This window comes from Myxococcus sp. MH1, from assembly GCF_059738865.1.
Map to the genome: position 1 here is coordinate 8,280,320 of NZ_AP026947.1, position 19,106 is coordinate 8,299,425.

Here is a 19,106-nt window from a genome sequence, read left to right on the forward strand (position 1 = left end):
CGCTTACCCCTCCTCGAGCAGCGCCTTGAGCTCCCGCACCCGACGGGTGATGAGGTCGCGGTCCACCGTGCGGTAGACCTCCGGGAGCAGCTCGCGGCTGGTGCACTCCTGCACCGCCACCAGGTTCTGCAGCTCGATTTCCAGCGGGTAGCTGGGCGGCACGAAGTCCGCGAGCACCGCGACCAGGTCCTCCTTGGACACGGCCTCGCGCCCCTCGGCCAGCGCGCGGAACTTCGAGCGCACCATGACGGCCTCGATGTCCGCGCCGCTGAAGGCGCGCACGCCCTCCGGAATCAGCTTGGAGTAGGACTCGATGCCCTCCACGGACACGCCCGTCTTCTTGGACATGGCCTGGAACAGCTCGTCGCGCTCCGCGTCCGTCTGCGGATAGAAGAGCGCCAGGTGCTCCTCGGCGCGACCCTGCCGCTTCAGGTCGATGGGCAGCAGGTCCGGCCGCGCCGTCATCAGGAACCAGACGATCTTCCCGCGGTACTGCGTGTTGCCCATGAAGGAGGCAATCGAGCCGAACACGCGGCTGCTCGTCCCCGAGTCCCCGCCCGAGTCGCGGTTGCCCAGGAACGTGTCCGCCTCGTCGATCATCACCGCCACCGGCCACAGGGCCTTGAGCAGGTTGAAGATCTTCTCCAGGTTGGCCTCGGTGACGCCCTGCCACTGGCTGCGGAAGTTCAGGAACTTCACCACCGGGATGCCAATCTCCCCGGCGAAGCAGCTCACCATGAACGTCTTGCCCGTGCCCACGGGGCCCGACAAGAGGTAGCCCATGGGCATGACCTCCAGGCGCCCCTTCTTCAGCGCGGAGGCGGCCTGCCGCAGCATCTGCTTCGCCTTGGCGTGACCCGCCACCGCGTCCAGGGTGTGCGCCGGCTCGATGAACTCCAACAGGCCGTGGCACTCCGCCTGGATGATCTCCTTCTTCTTCTCCTTGAGGAGCTCCGCGGTGATGCGCACCTCGCGCTCCAGCGCCTCGGTGAGCACCCGGTCCAGGTTGATGCGCGACAGACCCGCCGTCATCTTCGCCAGGCCCGCGAGCGGCACGTCGGACAGCGACTGCAGCCGCTTGCCCTCCAGCTTGTAGCGCACGTACTCCAGCCGCTCCTCCTCGGTGGGCAGCGGCAATTCAATCGGCGCGACGTACGGGTTGCGGGAGATGCGCGGCGCGATGTCCGCCAGGTTCTCCGCCAGCAGCACCACGGACACGTCACCCGCGAGGAACTGCGGGTCGTGCGCCCACTTGTCCAGCGTGGCCAGCACGAAGCGGTCCTCGGAGGACAGGTGCGAAATCTCGCCGCCCGGCACCAGCGTCTCCGCGAAGTCGATGATGAGCGCCAGCGAGCGCCCCTCGCTCAGCCGCATCCGCAGGAAGTTCTCCAGAATCTGGAGCGCCCGGCCCGGGTCTCTCGGCATGACCTTGGCGTAGTCGGTGCCGTACATCGCGTCGTACCCGGACATCGTCCGCGCCAGGTCCTTCTGCGTCTCCGGCGTGGCCGAGCGGATGCCCGACGAGCGATCATAGAAGAGGACGTGGTCCCGTCCGCCGAAGAGCTCCTCGGAGAGGAAGGTCTTGAGCGTGCCGAAGCCCAGCGAGTCGTCCTCCATCTTGAGCGGCTGCAGGTCCCTCACCGCTCCGTAGAGCAGGAAGGTGCTCACCGTCTTCGTGTAGTACTTGCGCGCAAGCTGCTGCGCCCAGCGGGGGAGGTCCGCCAGCGGATCTTCCTTGTGGACCTTGCGTACCTTGCTCACGGACACACGCCTCCTGTCACTCCCCACGAAGGGAGTCGACACACCCGCTTCCCACGAAGGGAAGCGGGGCTCGATTTCATGGAATCTAACGGCAGCGCGGCTGGCGCTTGAGCGAAACCGTCGTCGTGGCGATGGATTCTCCGGCCTCGGGCGCCGGGACCTCCACCTCCGCGTCGTTGTGGCAGCGCAGCTTCAGGGTGAGCTGGCGCTCGTTCGGCGACACCTGCACCGTGGTGGGCGTCGCCCCCAGTTCCCGGCTGCCCGCGAAGATGACCGCGCCTGCCGGCTTGGAGTCGATGCGCACCGACAGCTTGGACACCACCGGCTCCAGCTTCACCGCCACCTCGGTCGGCCCCTCACCGGACGCCGACACGCGCTTGGACGCGGACTTGTGCTGGGGGGCGCTCACCTCCACCACCCACGGGTCCGCGCCCACCGGAACGCCCTTGATGAACGCATCCGTCTGGCCCTGCTCGCGCACCACCTTGCCGTCCACCTTCACCTGGGCGTCGGCCGGCTGGGTGACGAGCACCAGCGACGCGGTGCGCACCAGGCTCTCCAGCACCACCTCCACCGGGATGACTTCCTTGCCGCTCTTGACCTCGAGCGTGCGGACGAAGGTCTTGTAGCCCTCCGCGCTGACCGTCACCATCACCTGGCCGGCCGTCACCTCGCGCAGCACCGACGTCCCCGGGCCCTCCACCGCGATGGGCTGGGTGTCCAGCAGCACCTGCACGCGGCCGCGCACCTCCGACGGAACGCGCTGCAGGTCGAGCATCACGTAGCCCTGTCCCGGACGGGACAGCGCCCAGCCAAGTCCACCGAGCACCACCAGGGCCACGAGGCTGCACACGGCGTACAGCACCCGCTTGTCCAGGCCCCGTCGGCCGAGCGCGGGCACCGCCGTCGTCGAGCGCTCCTCCTCCTCTTCCTCCTCGTGCGCCACCGGGCGCGCGGGCGGCTTGGCCACCGGAGCGCCCGCGCCGAGCATGGGAGGCGGCGAGGGAGGACGCGAGCCTCCCTGGAGCCCCTCCGTCAGCGCCTGGCGGGAGATCCCCTGCGACACGTCGGGCGGGAGCGCCGAGCGCGAGATGCCCTGCGACACGTCGGGAGGCGCCTCGCGCACGATGCGCGGCAGCGACTCTCCCCCACCCCGGCTGCCGCGGGGCGCCGACGCGGCGACCTCCGGCGGCACCAGCGTGGGCACCGTCGTCGAGGGACGGACCACCGGCGGTCCGGACGGCGACAACACCGGCATGGACGCCTGCGACAGGCGCGGAGGCTGCGGCTGGGCCTGGGGCGGCGCCACCGGCAGGACGGCCGTCTTGCCCGTGGTGGGCTCCTCCTCGTCCTCCTCCTGGGCGCGCGTCTCCAGCGGGGTGACGGTGCGGCCCACGTTGGCGCCGGGCTGCGTGGTGGGCTCCGGGCTGTCCTCGAAGACGTGGTCGCTGGAGACGAGCTGCGTGGCCTGGACCTCGTCCTCCTTCGGCGCGGGCGCGGCGGTGGCCGCCGTCAGCTTGGGCAGCGCGGCCAGCGTGGGCGAGCGGCGCACGCCTCCGGGCGACACGGCGCCCATGGTCGCGGTGGACCGGGGCTGCGGGGCCACCGGCTGCACCACGGGCACGGCCACGGGCGGAGGCGCCGCGACGGGCTGTGGCGCGGCGGCCTGGGAGGGCATGCTACTGAAGCCGGCCGCGTCCAGCGCCGCGAGCATGCCCTCGGGGGGACGGATGTCGGCGTAGTCGGACAGGCGCTGCTTCTCGCGCTCCACTTCCTCCGCGAAGGTGGACTTCATGTACTGCATGAGGTCCTTGCGGCCGAAGATGGTCTCGCTGGTGATGAGGAAGCGCTGCAGGTCGTCGCCCAGCTCGCTGGCGTACTGGTAGCGCTCGTCCACGTCCTTGGCGAGCGCGCGCATCACAATCTTCTCGAGCGTCTCCGGGATGCGCCGGTTGTACGTGGACGGCGCGGGGACCTCCGCCTTGCGCACCTTCTCCAGCACGCTGAAGTCGCTGTCACCCACGAAGAGGCGCTCGCCCGTGAGCATCTCGTAGAGGCACACGCCGATGGCGAACACGTCCGAGCGGCGGTCCAACGGGAGGCCGCGGATCTGCTCCGGGCTCATGTAGCCGAACTTGCCCTTGAGGATGCCGGCCTGCGTCTTGGTCGCCTTGCCCGCGGCCTTGGCGATGCCGAAGTCGATGACCTTGACCTCGCCCTCGAAGGACAGCAGGACGTTCTGCGGCGAGATGTCGCGGTGGACGATGTTCATGTCCCGCCCCATCCCGTCCTTCTTCCGGTGGGCGTAGTCCAGGCCCTCGCACATCTTGGAGATGCAGAACGCCACCAGCGGCACCGGCGCCGGCTCCCCCTTCTTCCGGCAGCGGTCGAAGATGGCCCGCATGTCCTTGCCGGGGATGTACTCCATCGAGATGAAGTAGCTGCTGGCGATCTGCCCCAGTTCGTAGATCTGCGCGATGTTGGCGTGGCTCAGCTGGACGCTGATCTTCGCCTCATCGATGAACATCGAGATGAACTCTTCGTCCTCCGCGATGTTCGGCAGGATGCGCTTGATGGCCACGAGCCGCTCGAAGCCGCTCGCGCCGAACTGCTTGCCACGCCACACCTCCGCCATGCCGCCAATGTTGATGCGGTCCAGAAGGAGGTACTTCCCAAATGGAATGGGCTGCCGCTTCGGTTGAGAGGTCGTCACGTGGGGGAGGGTCCGTTCAACGCGAGCCTAGCGATCGCCCGTCCGCAGGGTCAACCACACGGCACCTCCCACGCGCCCTCCAGGCGAGCAGGCAACAGGCGCGTAGCGGCGCGTTTTTCTCAAGGTTGGAGACTGGAGGTGCTCCCCGCGTCCGCGGCGACATCCGTGGAGGGGGCCTGGGCGTCGCGGAAGGCGGTGCCCGGCTCGGGGGCCTCCTCGCCCAGGGCGGGCTGCACGAGCAGGAAGCGTGTCTGGCCCCCGACGGAGAGCACCTCGGGGGGACCGAAGCGCGTCTCCGCGGCCAGGCCCACCAGCGTCACCCACGCGCCCTTGCGCTCGGGGGCCACGCAGTACAGGAGCGTGCCAGGGCGCACCCCTGGGGCTTCTCGTACCGGGCCCTCGCAGTCCTTTCGGACCTGGAGGGTGTACCCGGGGAGCTGCTCCCCCCGCACCAGGTAGGGCGGGCGGCCGAGCTGCTCCAGGAAGGTCTGGAGCACGCGGGGGTCCTCCACGACGGCGTCCTGGGTGGACTGCTCCTGGGCCAGCTTCTGGAAGCGCTGCAGGGCCATGGAGGCCGCGTCCGTGGGCTCGATGGGGATGCGGCTCTCGGCGAGCATCAGGTCGAAGAAGAGCGCGCCCACCAGGAGGATGGGCAGAAGGCGGTAGCCCTTGAAGTCGTCGGCCCTGCCCCGCGCGAGCCCGCCGAAGAGGGCCACGCCCACGGCGAGCACGGTCAGGCCGAGCACCACCGCGGGCCTTACCGGCGAGGGCAGCTCGATGAGGGCGGACACGTCCGCGCTCCGGGCCCGCACGGCGTCGGCGAGGTCTCCTCCGTAGATCCAACCGAGTGCGGCCAGGCTGAGCAGGTTGCCCAACAGCGTCTTACGGGAGGGAAGCGTCATCCTGCGAGCGTCCGTGCGGGGTCGGTGGCGGCGGCGCGGCGGCTGGGGAAGTAGGCCCCCGCCAACGCGGCCAGGAGTCCCAGTACCACACCCCCGAGCACCACGGGCCAGGGGAAGGAGAAGAAGCTGTCCGGCTTGTACGGGAAGTTGGGCAGGTAGCTGGCGGCGAGCCGGTTGACGGCGAGGGACGCGGCGAGCGCCACCCCGGTGCCGATGGTGCCCCCGGCCAGCCCCACCACGGCGGCCTCGGCCAGCACGATGGCCCGGATGTCCGAGCGCGACGCGCCCACCGCCTGCATCACGCCAATCTCCTTGGCGCGAGCGCGCACCGAGGCCGACAGCGCGTGGGCGATGTTCACCGCCGCCAGGAAGCAGATGAGGATGGACAGGAGCGCCAACGCGGACGTGGTGAGCGCCACCGCGGCGCCGGTGTTCTCCGCCATGCGCCGCTCCTGGTCATCGATTTCCAGCCCCATCCCCTTCACCGCGTCCACCAGCGCGGGCACGTGGGACGGGTCCTTGGCCACCAGCGTCACGCCCGAGTAGCTGTCCGCGTCCACGCCCGCCGCGCGGTTGAGGCGCACCGCCGTCTCCAGCGGGATGGTGATGCCGGCGAACATGGCGCGGTCGGACGCGCCCACCACCTGCGTCTGCGCGGACGTGGTGGGGCCGGTGGCGGACTGGGACACGTAGGAGCGGTTGAACTCCACCGGGAAGCCGAAGCCGACAATCATGTTCGCGGACAGCTGCGGCAGCTTGCGCGCGGGGGCGAAGGTCTTGTTGTACAGCTCCAACAGGCGCGTGGACACGAGCGCGGGGATGGGCTGGCCCTCGCCGGGGTCCTTGAACTCGCCCATCTGCACGTCGCCCTTCACGAGCGCCGGCTCCACGCCCATGGCCAGCACCTCCATGCCCATGCGCAGCTTCGTGCCGAAGAAGACGCCGTCGTAGCGCGTCACCGCGGGCACGCGCACGTTCATCTTCCGGTACGCGGACTCCACGCCGGGCAGCGCGGTGAGCCGCTCCACCGCCTCCCGGTCCAGCTTGCCGCCGCCGAGCAGCGAGCCCAGCGACACCGACGAGGGCACCACGTCCACCAGCCGCGCGTCGGTGGGGAAGATCTTCTCGCGGATGACCGCGCCCACGCCCAGGCCCAGGCCGATGAAGAACACGAGCGTGCCCACGCCCATGGCCACGCCGAAGGCGGAGAAGAACGCGCCCCGGCGCTCGCGCGCGAGGCTCAGCCGGACCAGTCGCGACAGCGCATCCAACCTCACGGGACACCTCCCGAGGCCACCTGGGACGTGGCGCGCTCCTCCACGAGCTTGCCCTCCTTGAGCCGCAGCACGCGCCGGGCGGCCGCGCTCATCCGGTCCTCGTGGGTGACGGCCAGCACGGTGAGCCCCTCCTTGTGCAGCTCGCGGAACAACTGGATGACGCCGTCACCGGTGGCCGCGTCCAGGTTGCCCGTGGGCTCGTCGCACAACAGCAGCTTCGGGCCGCCGTAGAGCGCCCGGGCGATGGCCACGCGCTGACGCTCGCCGCCGGACAGGCGCACCGGCGCGCGGTCCTTCTTCGCGCCCAGGCCCACGCGCTCCAGCAGCGCCTCCGCGCGCTTGACGGCCTCGGGCGTGCGGGGACCGAAGTACGAGGGGAGCAGCACGTTCTCCAGCGCGGAGAGGTTGGGGATGAGGTGGAAGGACTGGAAGACGAAGCCCACGTGCGTGTTGCGGAAGCGCGCGAGCGCGGCGTCCTTCAATCCGCTGAGCGTCACGCCGCCCACCTTCACCTCGCCCCGGTAGTCGATGTCCAGCCCCCCCAACAGGTGCAGCAGCGTGGACTTGCCGCTGCCGGACGGGCCCACCACCGCGACGAAGTCCCCGTCGTCCACGTCGAGGGACATCCCGTCGAGCACCCGCACCCGGGTGCCATCGCCATCGAGGTATTCCTTGGTGACGTCTCGGGCTTGAATCACGGAGTGGCCGGCTGGGTCGTGGTGGAGGACGGAGCCGTCGGCGTGAGGCGCAGGGACAATTCGGCCTGGAGCGCGCGCTCCTTGCGCGACACGGCCAGCGTCACCGCGCGCAAATCGTCGGTGGCCTCCAGCCAGCGCACGGTGGTGGCCTTGATGGCGAAGCCGCCGATGCCCCACGCCTCCGAGGGAAGGTTCTTCACCGAGTCCGACAGGCGCCGCAAGTCGAGCACCGCGCTGAAGGCGGCGTCCTTGCCCACGTCCTTCAGGTCCGCGGCCACCTGGCCCTCCGCGGCCTTCTGGGTGAGCGCGGCGAGCGAGGCCTCCAGCTGCGACTGGGGCGAGGCCACCAGCAGCTTGCCGTTGGGCGCGAGCGCGAAGTGGGCGCCCTCCCCCGCTCGGTAGGACGTGAGGTAGACGCGCTGGCCCTTGAGGTCCGCGGCCTCCACCTTGGCGCCGAAGTCGGTGGCGAGCTGGGGCAGCTTCTCCAGCAGGCCCTTCGTGCGCTCCGGGTTCTCCAGGTCCGACAGGGCGACGAGGTTCACGAAGCGGAACGGGTTGGTGCGGCGCAGGTCCAGCGCGGGCATGCCCGAGCCCAGCTGCACCTTGGGCGACAGGGAGATGCCCAGCACCGTGCCCGGCTTGAAGTTGTCGAGCACCTCCGCCTTCACGTCGAGCCCGCTCTTCTGCACCGCGCGCGTCAGGTAGTCGCCGACGAGGTAGGGCCACACGCCGTCCAGGTGCGACGGGTCTCCCTGGAAGCGCGCGACGAGGAAGCTGTCCTGGGGCAGGAAGCCGCGCAGGTCCACGGCGTCCTTCACCGGGTCCAGCGCCGCGAGCGACGGCTTGGTGTCGGGCCACGGCGCGTCGGCGTGCAGGGTGAGGGCGCGCTCCTCGACGAGGCCGGTGAGCGTGAGGCCCTGCACCGTGCCGGCGGGCACCAGCAGGCCCGCGCCGCCGGGGAGGTACACGTGGAAGTCGCGCTTGGAGGGCAGCCGCGCGAGGGACGCGGTGAGGACGGGCTCCTTCGTGAGCGACTTGTCCTCGGGCTGCGTGGCCAGGGGCCGCAGCGACGCGACGGACGGGCCCACGCCCAGGAGGGCGAACTGGCCGCCGTCGATGAAGAAGAGTCCCAGCGCGGCGGTGGCGGAACCGGGGCGGCTGAAGGTGACGAGCTTGCCGCCCGCGCCACCCTCCTCCTTCCGCTCGGACGCGCCCAGGCGGGTGCGCGCGAAGCCGGCGAAGGTCTCCTCGAGCTTCTGGGCATCCTTGACGCCGACGACGGAGACGGCGCGGCTCTCACCGAGGAACGCGGCGCCGGCGCCCTTCTCCGGGGCGAGCCCGGCGGCCTCCAGGGCCTGGCGGCTGCGCAGGTCCACACCCATCTGGCGCATCACCGCGTTCACGTAGCCCTCCGCGGAGGAGAAGCTCTGCAGCTGCGCGGCGAAGGAGGCGACCTTCAGGTGCTGGAAGCGCGCGAGCTTCTCTCCGAGCGCGCCGAGGTCGTGGATGACGACGGACGCCTGCGCGTCGCGTGGCAGGTAGCGCGCCGGGCCGGAGGCACTCGGGGCGACGGGGCCCTGGTCCTTGCCACAGCGCGAGCAGCCCGCGACGGCGAGCAGGAGGAGGAGGGTCGGAAACCAGGCTCGGCGGAACATGACGGCAGGACAGGACGGCTGGGCCGGAGAGTCAATGGAATCCTGTGCGGGGCGGACGTCCGGCTCCCGGCCGAGGAGGCCGTATGACGGCCAGCCAACGTCCCACGTCTGGCCGCCCCCTGTCCCGCGAGGTCCCGGTCGCCTGCCCCTCTCAGGGCGACGGGTAGCTCAGCTCCGCGATGAGGTAGCCCGGCTTGCGCTTGAAGCCGAACGGCAGGATGTGAAGCGGCTTCACCTGGATGCCCGCCGCGTCGAAGTCCACCGGGTGGACATCGATGTAGAAGCGAGGGCGCATCTTCGTCACGTACGGCGTGGTGGTGGAGCCGCCGAGCAGGTAGCGCGCCGAGTCATCATTCGCGAGGCCATCCAGGTTCATCACGTGCTCGGGCAGCAACATCCCGAGTGAGCCGCAGCTGTAGCAGGCCACCCGCTCTCCAGGCTGGAGCGGGACGTTCTGCTTCAGCCACAGCCCCGCGCGAATCATCGTGTGCGGCCAGGACTGCGACACCGGGTCGAAGGACGTGAAGGGCTGGAGCCGCGACAGCTTGCCGTACTCCCGGGGCACCCGCGCGATGAACACGGACAGGGCCCCCGCCACCATCACCACGCCGAGGGCGAGCGTCGCGGGCCTTCCTGGAAGGGCCTTCTCGCGCCAGGACTCACGCGCGTCTTCCAGCATCGACAGCCCTCGGACACACGCGACGCCGAGCGCCACGGCGAAGAGCACCGGTGCATCGAAGACATACCAGACATAGTACGTGAGCTCGCCGGGCCGACGCGTCGCGATGAGCGAGCCCTGCGCCACGTAGGCGAAGAGCAGGCCCACCAGGAGCGCGGCCACCAGTCCGATGACCGCCGATGAGCCCCGAAGCTCCCGACGGCTCCGACAGCGGCCCGCGAGGATGAGCGCCACGAGCGTCGCCACGGCGAGGGTCATCCAGAGAGCGCCCTGGTTCGAACTGAACACCACCCGGCCCACATCTTGCTGAGGCAGGTAGAGCCGCCCCGGCATCCCCATCGCGAAGGTCAATGCGCTCTGCAGGTAGCCCCAGCCCTCCGTGGACACCACGTCCCAGGTGATGGGCAGGGAGCTGGACGCGAGGGCCTTCACTCGCGCCGAGGTCGGCAGCGGGTGACCGAACGCGAGGGTGGCATAGCCGAACCACAGCATGAGCGGGACCGTGAACGCGCCCATCAGCGCCCAGGGGCGCCGCCAGCGCAGCAGTGCCCCGAGCCCCACCAGCCCCACGATGACCAACGACGTGGGCAACATCCGGCACAGCAGCAGCGCGGAGAGCCCCAGCCCCACCACCCCGGACATCCGGCGGCGCTCCTCGGAGGTCCGCGCATCTGTCGTGGCCACGAGCAGCAACCCCACGAACACCAGGGCCGTCAGCGCGTTCTCCTTGCACGTCATCGCGCTGAGCAGCACGGTGCCGCGCGTGAAATAGAAGAGCCCCGCCACGCCCGCCAGCGCGAGTTGCAGGGCCCTCAGCCATGGAGCCTTCGCGTCGGCGACTCGCATCACCAGCAACACGATGAGGAAGCTGGTGAGCACGTGCAGCCACACGCCCAGCGCCATCGCGCCACGGAAGAAGGACTCGAAGTCATCGTGGAAGAAGGCGAGCCCGGCCAGAAGCAGCTCGTACATCGGCTGGAAGCCATAGCTCGGCGAGTGCCCATCGAAGGTGAAGAAGAGCTTCGTCTTGAAGTGATACGCGGGCAGCAGGTAGTAGAAGCTGTCGTCCTGGATGGATGCCGCCAGCTCCAGGAAATCGCTATCCCTGACGCGCGCGAGGATTCGCGGCAACGCCAGGGCCATGACGAGCGCGACACTCCCCAAGGTGATGAGCACCCCGGGCTCGACGCCTCGGCGCACACGCGAGTCCTCCAGCGTGACGCCCAAACGAACGCCATCCATGTCAGTCCATTTCGCCGGCCCCGTACTCTTCAGCGCTCAATCCTGCCACAGAACAGACACCACCCCATCATTCCAAGACGCAATTCTTCACTTCACGCCCTGGGACGAACCGCGCATCCCCGCGGACGGGGACCCAATTCATTGCCAGACCCCATTCACTCGCGAACGGCCACATCCACCCTCAATGACAGGTCAATCCCTCCCATCTTGGAGAGGGCCTGGCCCTGACGCCCCTGAGGAAGGCGCGGTTTGGGGCTCCTTCACGTCAGCCCGCACGGGCCCGCACGGGACAGATTGACGCGAGCAGGCACCTGCTCGCGGTCGAGCCTCCTCGACGGCCCCCAGGGCACGGGGATTGAACAGGCGAGCGCACTCCTCTCCCAGGAGCGTCCCGCCCATGCCCCTCATCGAGCTGTTGGTGATCCTCGGCATCCTCGCCGGCGCCGGAATCGGCGCCGTGCAGGGCTGGGTCCTTCATCCCCTGCTCGGCCTCGTCGGGCTCGCGCTGGGAGGCTGGCTGGGCGCCTACGCGTTGCCCCTTCTCGGCTTCGTCTTCGTCGCCGTCTTCACGTTCCTGGAGGAGGCCCCACGGTGGCTCCTCACACGAACCCGGGCACTGCGGTCATCGCGCCGGCGCACCGGGCCCGACCAGGACTGAGGCCAGGCCCCTGGACGCCCGGGCTCAGCGCACCCGCGAGCCATGCGGCAGCGGGCCGCGCGTCTCCTCGGTGAACTCCAGGAACTGCTCCATCTGCCGCACGGACTCCTCGGTGGCCTCGGCCTCCGCGCTCAGCATGGTGAGCTGGCGGTTGACCACCTCCGGGTCCCGGATGGCGATGGACTGCTCGTGCGTCAGCCGCATCATGTCCTCGATGCCGGCCAGCTGGTGGCTCACCACCTCGCGGCTCTCGCTCGCCTGCTCGAAGCGCGCCAGCCGCTTGCGCAGGATGTCCACCCGGTTCTGCTTCACGTCCTTCAACCGGGGGTTCGTCTCGCGCGCCACGTCCTCCTCCAGCTCGCGCACGTCCTTCTCCAGGTTTCCCCGGTCGGAGCTGTTCAGGTACGAGCGGTACTGGTTCAGCGTGGAGATGAGCCGCAGGAACGACGTCAGGAGCGCATCCAGCCGGGGCTCGCTGTCGGACTCCAGCACCTTGCCGCCCGGCAGCTTGCGGTAGTTGGCGAGGATCTTCTCCTTGAGCCCGACCAGCTGCTGGTAGTGCTCACGCTGCGACGGCGCCAGGTCCGCCAGCAGCGAGTCCACCGCCTTGCGCGCCGCCTCCGGGTCCGAGGGCTCCCGCGAGCGGATGGCCCGCTGGAAGCGCGGCATCGACGAGAAGAGCGCCAGGTAGAGCCCCTCCAACCCCAGCGCGATGAGCGCGGGCAACGGCTCGCCCGTCACCGCCGCGGACGCCGCCGCCGTGCCCAACCCCATCAGGTTGGCGGGCATCATGAATGCGGCCTTGATGTAGTTCGGAGACTTCTTCGCCACGTCCGACCTCCCCTGCCCGGTCGCTCGGTCGCCGCTGCTTCAGGGACCGCGCGCCTCCGACACGTACTTCAACGCCCCCAGGTCCCTCGTATCCTCCGCGAGTGGCACCGGTGGTCCCTGCTTGAGCTTCTGGAAGAGCGCGGCGGCGCTCTGGTACAGCTCGTCATAGGTGACCGGCGCCTCGCCGGAAAGACCGAAGAACGCTCGATTGTCCGCCAGCGTCGCCGGCGGCGCGCTGCGGATGGCCTCCGTCGGGTCTCCCAGGTACGGCGCCACCTCCCCCAACATCCTCGCCCCCGCCGCCGGGTCCTTCAGCACCGCCTGCCCCGCGTCCAGCATCCCTCTGAGCACCCGCCGCACGGCGTCCGGGTAGCGCGCCGCGAAGTCCCCCCGCGCCACCAGCACCGTGGCCACCAGGTGCGGCGCGTCCGCCGTCGTCGCCAGCACCGCCCCACCCCTGTCCCGCGCCGCCAGCTCCACGTCGCCCCACAGCCCCACCACCGCGTCCGCGCGGCCCTCGCGTAGCGCCCGCCCCGCGTCCAGCGTGGACGGCAGGTCCACCCACTTCACGTCCGTCGTCCTCAGCCCCGCCCGAGCCAGCACCCACAGCGCGAAGTAGTGCGTGGAGCTGAACGGGTAGACGCCCACGCGCTTGCCTCGAAGGCTCGCCAGGTCCGTGACGCCCACCGCCGCGAGCGCCTCCTGCCCCCGGCTTCGCCCCACCAGCAGCAACGTGCGCGGCGCGGCGTCCCGCAGGCCCGGCGCCCAGGACGCCAGCCGGTCCACCGACAGGAAGCCCATGTCCACGCCGCCGTTCTCCGCGCCGATGGCCAGGGCCTGCCGCAGCTCCTCCTCCCGGGCGAAGAGCACCGCGCGCGCATCCAGCGCATAGGCCGTCTTCAGCACGCCCTGCGCCGCGCCCGGAGGCGCCGCCGGGTTGTCCAGCGTCGTCGCCCCGCCGGCCGCCACCAGCAGGCTCGCCGCCGAGCCGCGCGCCGTGAAGCCGATGAGCACGGGCCGAAGCGGCACCGAGGCCACGTCCGCCACCGGCGCGGACACGCCCGCGGGGAAGTCACCGGGCGACAGCCGCACCGCCTCGCGCACCGAGGGGAAGAAGCGGGCCTGGAGGGTGTCCAGATATCCCATGCGGGACGCGACCACCCAGGCCGCGCCCAGCACACACAGGAACAAGAAGAGGAAGAGACCTGGTCCGCGGTGGAGCTTCATCCGTCAGTGTCCGGGGCTCTTCCCTTCTCCATGCGCCGACACGCTACTCGACGCCGACCTTCTTGCCGATGGTCTTCCCCGTCTGCCCGCTCACGTCGGACACCGGGGCGGGGCTGTCCATCAACCCCATCTCCATCTTGAACTGCTTCACCAGCTCGTTGGCCTGGATCTTCTCGGCCTCTTCTTCAATCTGCGCGGACTGGTGGTCCACCGACTCGAGCGCCATCTGCATGCGCGCCTCGTTCACGGCGGTGCGCTCCTCCACCTTGCGCAGCATCTCGTCGTGCGTCGAGTCGATGCCGGCGACGGTGAAGGACTCCATCGTGTCGGCCACCTTGGCCTGCCACTTGGCGCGCCGCGCGTCACGGATGGCCGTCATGGCCTCCGCCGTCTTGCGGTCCTTCTCCCGCATGAACGCCTTCTTGACGTTCAGCGCCTTCTCGTACGCCAGACGCGCCGTGTTCAGCTGCGCCTCGTTGCGCTCCAGCGCTTCCTTCTCCACCTGGAGCTTCGTCGCGTACTGCGCCGCCAGGTCGTCGCGACCGGCCTGGATGGCGGCCTTCACCTTGGCCGTCAGCCCGCGCACGTCGTCCTTGTACTTGGCGTTCTCCTTCTCCAGCAGCGTCACGTTCGCCCGAACCATGGCGATGGACTCGTTCATCTTCGGGACCTGGTCGTTCAGGTCACGGATGTTCTGCTCGAGGATGAGCTCCGGATCCTCGATGGAGGAGACGAAGAAGCCCGCGAAGCTGCGCAACGCCCTCTTGAGTCTGTCCCACATATCGCTGGTCTACCTCCGTCCAGACCTACTTGCAGCCACCTTACACGAACTCCGGGGCGTGCAAGCAGCCACATCACCCCTCTGATCAGTGCTACGCGAACTCACCTAAGGCGATTGCCGACCACCCACAAGTCCACCCGCGCCTTCCCGCTCGCAAGCCCCGCGTGAGGCCCCTCGAGCCGCTATCCGGTGGGCTCCCCCGGTTGGGGGGCTTGCTCCACGGACGCGAAGCGGGAAAACCTCCCCCCGCGTGGACATCGCCCCGGGTTGGCCCCATTCCTCCTATGACGAATCGCTGGCGAGGGCGGTGGATGCCCAACGCCGGAGCATCCTGGGCACGGGAGCGGCGGTGCGGCTGGTGGGCGCGTCGCTCTTCCTGCTCGTCACCACGACGCTCTGGCTGACGGGTGGAGAGGACTGGACGCCCTACCCGCTGCTGCTCGCGCCCTACGTGGGCGTGGCCGCCGTGCTCTTCGTCGTGAGGCACCGCCCGGAGGCGAGCTGGCTGGGGGTGCTGCAGGCCCCGGTGGACGTCGCGCTGGTGTACGGCCTCCAACACCTGGCGCTGCCCATCTCCCCGTTCCCCGCGGGAGTGGCGGGCTTCAGCCTGGGCCTCTTCGCGCTGGTGGTGACGCTCAGCGGGCTCACCCTGCGCCCCATCGTCGTCTACGGCACCGCCGCGCTGTCGTCCGTGGCCCAGGCCGCGCTGATGCGCGAGGCGGGCGTGGGCTGGGGCGCGGTGCTCATCGCCGTCGTCACGCTGATGATGGTGGCCGCGGTGAAGCACTACGGCACCGGGCGGCTGCGCGTGCTCGCCGGCGCCCTCACCCGCGTGGAGGTGGACCGGGCCCTGGAGGCCCGACGCTTCCAGGAGGTGGAGGAGGCGCGGACCCTCATCGCCCGGCTGCTCGACGAGGAGCACGAGAAGAACGACGAGCTGCGCGCGCTCCAGCGAGACAAGGAGCTGCTCACGCAGTTCCTCGTCCATGACCTGCGCTCGCCGCTGTCGGCCCTGACGATGACGCTGTCGTGGATGCAGCAGGAGCTGCCCCAGGGGCCCCTCAACGAGTCCGCGAACACGGGACTGGCCGTCACCGCGCGCCTGGACCGCATGATCACCGACTTGATGGACGTGTCCCGGCTGGAGCAGGGGCGGCTGGCGCCGCGCAAGGTGCCGCTCGACGCGCTCCGGCTCCTGGAGGACGTGCGGCGCTCGCTGGAGAGCGTGGCCCGCGCGCGCCGGCTCACCCTGGACATCACCCTGCCCGAGGGGCTGGCCCTCCAGGGCGACGCGGACCTGCTCACGCGCGTCGTGGAGAACCTGGCCACCAATGCCCTGCGCTACGCGCCCACCGGCGGCAAGGTGCGCCTGGAGGGTGGAGCGGACGCACGCGGCCCCTGGCTGGCGGTGCGCAACGACGGCCCGCCCATCCCCGCGGACCTGCGCGACAAGCTGTTCGACAAGTACGTGCAGGGCGCCCCGGAGCGCGACAGCCGCCGGGGCTACGGCCTGGGCCTGTACTTCGCGCGGCTGGCCACCGAGGCCCACGGCGGCAGGGTGGCCGTGGAGGACACGCCGGGCTGGCCCACCTCCTTCGTGGTGCGCCTGCCCGCCTGACGTCGCCCGTCAGCCCCGGGCGCGCTGCTTCTTGCGCTTGAGGATGCGCTCCACGTTGGACTTCGCGCTGGAGAGCACCGACGCCGCGTCCAGCGTGGTCAGCACGCCGTCCTTGAGCACCGGCCGCCCGTCGATGAACACGTGGGTGACGTCGCTGGAGCGCGCCGAGTGCACCAGCGGCACCAGCACGTCCTCCGGCGTGGGCCCCGCGTGCAGGCCGCCCAGGTCCACGACGGTGATGTCCGCGCGCTTGCCGGACTCGAGCGAGCCCACCTCGTCCTCCAGCCCCAGCGCCCTGGCGCCGTGCAGCGTGGCCATCTCCAGCACGCGCATGGGCGTCATCGCCAGCGGGCCCACGCGCGGGTTGTGCATCACCGCCGCGAGCCGCATCTCGTGGAACAGGTCGAGCGTGTTGTTGCAGGGCGCGCCGTCCGCGCCCAGCGCCACCGACACCCCGGCCTCGAGCAGCTCCGGCACCTTGGCGATGCCCGACGCCAGCTTCAGGTTGGAGCCGGGGCAGTGGCACACCACCGTCTGCGTCTCGCGGAGGATCTCCTGCTCCTCGGCGGACAGCCACACGCAGTGGGCCAGCGTCACGTGCCGGCCCGTGAGCCCCACCGTGTGGAAGAAGTCGACGTTGTCGCGGCCGCCCGTGTACTGGCGCACCGCCTCCGTCTCCTTCGCGTTCTCGCTCGCGTGCGTGTGGATGCGCACGCCCTTCTCGCGCGACAGCCGGGCCACCTCCCGCAGCAGCTCCGGCGTGCACGACAACACGAAGCGCGGCGCGAAGGCGTAGCGCAGGCGTCCCTCGTGCGTGCCGTGCCACTTCTCCAAGAGCGCCAGGCTCTCGGAGAGCGAGTCGGCGGTGGACTCGCGCAGGCCCGCGGGCACGCTGGCGCCCGCGTCCATCATCGCCTTGCCGCCCACCAGCCGGAACCCCGAGTCCCGCGCGGACTCGAAGACCGAGTCGTAGTGGTGCACGCTGCCCATGTCGAGCGCCGCCGTGGAGCCCGAGCGGATGAGCTCCGCGAACGTCAGGTCCGCCGACGCGCGCATGGAGGCCGCGTCGTGGGACGCCTCGTACGGCCAGATGCGCTCGCGCAGCCAGTCGAGCAGCTCCAGCCCGTCCGCGCGACCGCGGAACAGGGTCTGGCAGGCATGCAGGTGGCCATGGATGAGGCCGGGCAGCACCACCTTGCCCGTCACGTCCACCACGCGCCGCGTGCCCCGGGCCTTCAGGCCCCGGCCCACCTTCGCGATGCGCCCGTCCTGCACGAGCACGTCCGCGCCCACGAGCACCTCGCGCTCGCGGTTCATCGTCACCACGGTACCGCCGGTCAGAAGCAAATCCACGGGTACTCGCGCTCTCTCTAGAGGAAGTCCTTGGTGAAGGCGTGCGGCAGCAGCTCGCCCAGGGTGTAGCGCGCCTCGACCCCGCTCGGGGAGCGGCTGCGCACGGGCAGGTTCGGCCCCGCGAACTCCGCCATCACCTGTCGGCACATGCCGCACGGGGGCACCGGCGCCTCGGGGTTGGCCACCACGGCCACCGCCACCGGCTGCTTGCGCCCCTGGGCCACGCCCGCGGCCAGGGCGTTGCGCTCGGCGCACACCGTGAGGCCGTAGGTCGCGTTCTCCACGTTGCAGCCCGCCACCACGGAGCCGTCCGCGTAGAGCACCGCCGCCCCCACGGGGAAGCGGGAGTACGGCACGTGCGCCCGCTCGCGCACCCGGGTGGCCTCCTCGTACAGCCGCTCCCAGGCAATCTCGTCCGCCATGTCGCCCTCCTCCAACAAGGTGCCGCGGGTGGACTCAGCCCGGCTCGCCGGCCAGCCGCCGGTCATCCAGGTGGCGGGCGATGGCCAGCTCCGCCTCCACCGGCAGGTCCACGAAGCGCACGTGCGCGGCGGGCCCCTGCGGGCCGTTCGTCACGTGCAGCACCTCGCCGCGGGCCTCGACCTCGTCGGGGAGGATGGGGAGCTGGAAGCGCACCTCCACCTGGGCCCCCGCCTCCAGCCCCGGCCCGTTCCAGGCGCAGCCGCCAATGGACAGGTCGCCCTCACGTGTCTCGAACTCCGTCGAGCTTCCCGCCCGGCGCACCTTCAGGCGCATGGGAATCCGGGGGGAGTCGCGCCGGTCCTCGGCCTTGTCGCTCATCGAGTCGTTCCTCTCGGCCATCGCCGTTCCAGTCCTGCCACTCATGCCCGCGTCACCGTCGGGAGCGCCCGCGGGACGGCCCGCCTCCGGAGACACCCTCTCCGGAAGGTGCGCATCCACACCCGCTCCGCTCGCATGACTGCTGGCATCCGTTGAAGTCCCGCCGGGGCAGCCCCCGGCACGCGGCGCGCTCGAGGACACGTCACGGGCCCGCCCGGCCGCGCCAGGGAAAGCCCCGTGGGGAGGTCGAAGCCCGGGTGTGGCTTCCTCTCCCAGGCCCCCCGGCGAACGGCCCTCAGCGCGTCCGTCACGTGTTCCTGATGCACCATCTGCCGCCCATCATACGCTTGCCCACCCGCCGGGGAGGCGCCGATTTTCATGGGTGACGCGGGTTTGCCCCAAGAATGTCTTGTACCGGGAGTGAGGCGCCTTGCGCCCCGCGTCGAAGCCACGGGCCCGCTCAGGGAGGGACCCCCTGGCCCCGGGAGTCCCACCACTCCTCGCCGTAGCTGATGCAGATCTGCTCGCCGGGGTGGATGTCCCGGAGGGCGTAGAAGGTGAAGAGGTCCCGGTCCACCGCGCGGTAGTAGGCGGCGCTGGGCTCCTTGGCGTGGTTGTAGAGCATGCCGTAGCCCAGCACGAGCGCGACCCAGTCCCCCGCGGGCTGCTGCTCGCGGTCGCTCCAGCGAATCTGGAAGACGTAGTCGTCGAGCGGCGGGTGCCGGGTGTGCTTCTGCAGCACCTTGAGATAGCGACACTCCTCGATGAGCTCGCCGGCCTTGATGAATTCGTCGGTGAAGACGCCGTAGCCCCACTCGCAGGGCCGGACCTTCACACCCGGATGCAGATACAGCGCTTCGCCCGTGTTCATGCGCCCCTGCCGTTGGCGCGCGCGAAGATGCCTCTTTCC

Annotated in this window: 16 protein-coding genes; 2 read left to right on the top strand and 14 right to left on the bottom strand. The window is 70.5% G+C overall.

Annotated elements, in window-relative coordinates:
* Window positions 1-3: 3 nt before the first annotated feature.
* The 7 genes from AC6JA9_RS32525 to AC6JA9_RS32555 form a co-directional block, all read right to left on the bottom strand.
* A complete protein-coding gene (locus AC6JA9_RS32525; RefSeq protein ID WP_223781790.1) occupies window positions 4-1,761 on the bottom strand; it encodes an ATP-binding protein in 1,758 nt (585 codons plus the stop codon).
* A gap of 85 nt (window positions 1,762-1,846) precedes the next feature.
* Window positions 1,847-4,474, bottom strand: coding sequence for a serine/threonine-protein kinase (locus AC6JA9_RS32530; protein ID WP_497958339.1), 2,628 nt, complete (start codon window positions 4,472-4,474; stop codon window positions 1,847-1,849).
* Window positions 4,475-4,593: 119 nt separating this feature from the next.
* Window positions 4,594-5,376: a hypothetical protein gene (locus AC6JA9_RS32535; RefSeq protein ID WP_408889486.1), complete on the bottom strand. Its 783-nt coding sequence runs from the start codon at window positions 5,374-5,376 to the stop codon at window positions 4,594-4,596.
* Complete coding sequence (locus tag AC6JA9_RS32540; RefSeq protein ID WP_497958340.1) at window positions 5,373-6,653, bottom strand: ABC transporter permease; 1,281 nt, start codon at window positions 6,651-6,653, stop codon at window positions 5,373-5,375. The genes AC6JA9_RS32535 and AC6JA9_RS32540 overlap by 4 nt, the downstream gene beginning before the upstream one ends.
* A complete protein-coding gene (locus AC6JA9_RS32545) occupies window positions 6,650-7,351 on the bottom strand; it encodes an ABC transporter ATP-binding protein (protein ID WP_223748194.1) in 702 nt (233 codons plus the stop codon). The genes AC6JA9_RS32540 and AC6JA9_RS32545 overlap by 4 nt, the downstream gene beginning before the upstream one ends.
* On the bottom strand, window positions 7,348-9,006 hold the full coding sequence (locus tag AC6JA9_RS32550) for a hypothetical protein (protein WP_408889483.1): 1,659 nt from the start codon (window positions 9,004-9,006) through the stop codon (window positions 7,348-7,350). Before AC6JA9_RS32550 ends, AC6JA9_RS32545 begins: the two co-directional genes overlap by 4 nt.
* Window positions 9,007-9,157: 151 nt before the next feature.
* On the bottom strand, window positions 9,158-10,927 hold the full coding sequence (locus AC6JA9_RS32555) for a hypothetical protein (protein WP_497958341.1): 1,770 nt from the start codon (window positions 10,925-10,927) through the stop codon (window positions 9,158-9,160).
* A gap of 397 nt (window positions 10,928-11,324) precedes the next feature.
* On the opposite strand from AC6JA9_RS32555, the gene AC6JA9_RS32560 reads away from it, so the two are divergent.
* Window positions 11,325-11,585, top strand: coding sequence for a hypothetical protein (locus tag AC6JA9_RS32560; RefSeq protein ID WP_223748191.1), 261 nt, complete (start codon window positions 11,325-11,327; stop codon window positions 11,583-11,585).
* Between the two features lie 24 nt (window positions 11,586-11,609).
* Here AC6JA9_RS32560 and AC6JA9_RS32565 read toward each other — a convergent pair whose 3' ends face one another.
* The 3 genes from AC6JA9_RS32565 to AC6JA9_RS32575 form a co-directional block, all read right to left on the bottom strand.
* On the bottom strand, window positions 11,610-12,377 hold the full coding sequence (locus AC6JA9_RS32565) for a hypothetical protein (RefSeq protein ID WP_223748291.1): 768 nt from the start codon (window positions 12,375-12,377) through the stop codon (window positions 11,610-11,612).
* A 78-nt stretch (window positions 12,378-12,455) separates the two neighbouring features.
* Window positions 12,456-13,643 carry an ABC transporter substrate-binding protein gene (locus AC6JA9_RS32570; protein WP_223748190.1) on the bottom strand — a complete coding sequence of 396 codons (1,188 nt, stop codon included), beginning with the start codon at window positions 13,641-13,643 and terminating at the stop codon, window positions 12,456-12,458.
* Window positions 13,644-13,686: 43 nt separating this feature from the next.
* Window positions 13,687-14,424, bottom strand: a complete 738-nt coding sequence (locus AC6JA9_RS32575; RefSeq protein ID WP_141328147.1) for a PspA/IM30 family protein — start codon at window positions 14,422-14,424, stop codon at window positions 13,687-13,689.
* 307 nt (window positions 14,425-14,731) lie between these two features.
* Between AC6JA9_RS32575 and AC6JA9_RS32580 the strand changes: the two genes are divergently transcribed.
* Window positions 14,732-16,042, top strand: a complete 1,311-nt coding sequence (locus AC6JA9_RS32580) for a sensor histidine kinase (protein ID WP_223748189.1) — start codon at window positions 14,732-14,734, stop codon at window positions 16,040-16,042.
* A gap of 9 nt (window positions 16,043-16,051) precedes the next feature.
* On the opposite strand, the gene AC6JA9_RS32585 is transcribed toward AC6JA9_RS32580, so the two are convergent.
* The 4 genes from AC6JA9_RS32585 to AC6JA9_RS32600 all read right to left on the bottom strand — a co-directional run bounded on the left by AC6JA9_RS32585 (window position 16,052) and on the right by AC6JA9_RS32600 (window position 19,067).
* Window positions 16,052-17,395 (bottom strand): 5'-deoxyadenosine deaminase, encoded by a 1,344-nt coding sequence (locus tag AC6JA9_RS32585; protein ID WP_267699853.1) that lies wholly within the window; start codon window positions 17,393-17,395, stop codon window positions 16,052-16,054.
* Window positions 17,396-17,412: 17 nt separating this feature from the next.
* Complete coding sequence (locus AC6JA9_RS32590) at window positions 17,413-17,817, bottom strand: cytidine deaminase (protein ID WP_497958342.1); 405 nt, start codon at window positions 17,815-17,817, stop codon at window positions 17,413-17,415.
* A gap of 34 nt (window positions 17,818-17,851) precedes the next feature.
* Window positions 17,852-18,217 carry a PilZ domain-containing protein gene (locus AC6JA9_RS32595; protein ID WP_223748186.1) on the bottom strand — a complete coding sequence of 122 codons (366 nt, stop codon included), beginning with the start codon at window positions 18,215-18,217 and terminating at the stop codon, window positions 17,852-17,854.
* Window positions 18,218-18,656: 439 nt separating this feature from the next.
* Window positions 18,657-19,067 (bottom strand): SET domain-containing protein-lysine N-methyltransferase, encoded by a 411-nt coding sequence (locus tag AC6JA9_RS32600; protein ID WP_473567662.1) that lies wholly within the window; start codon window positions 19,065-19,067, stop codon window positions 18,657-18,659.
* Window positions 19,068-19,106: the final 39 nt, after the last annotated feature.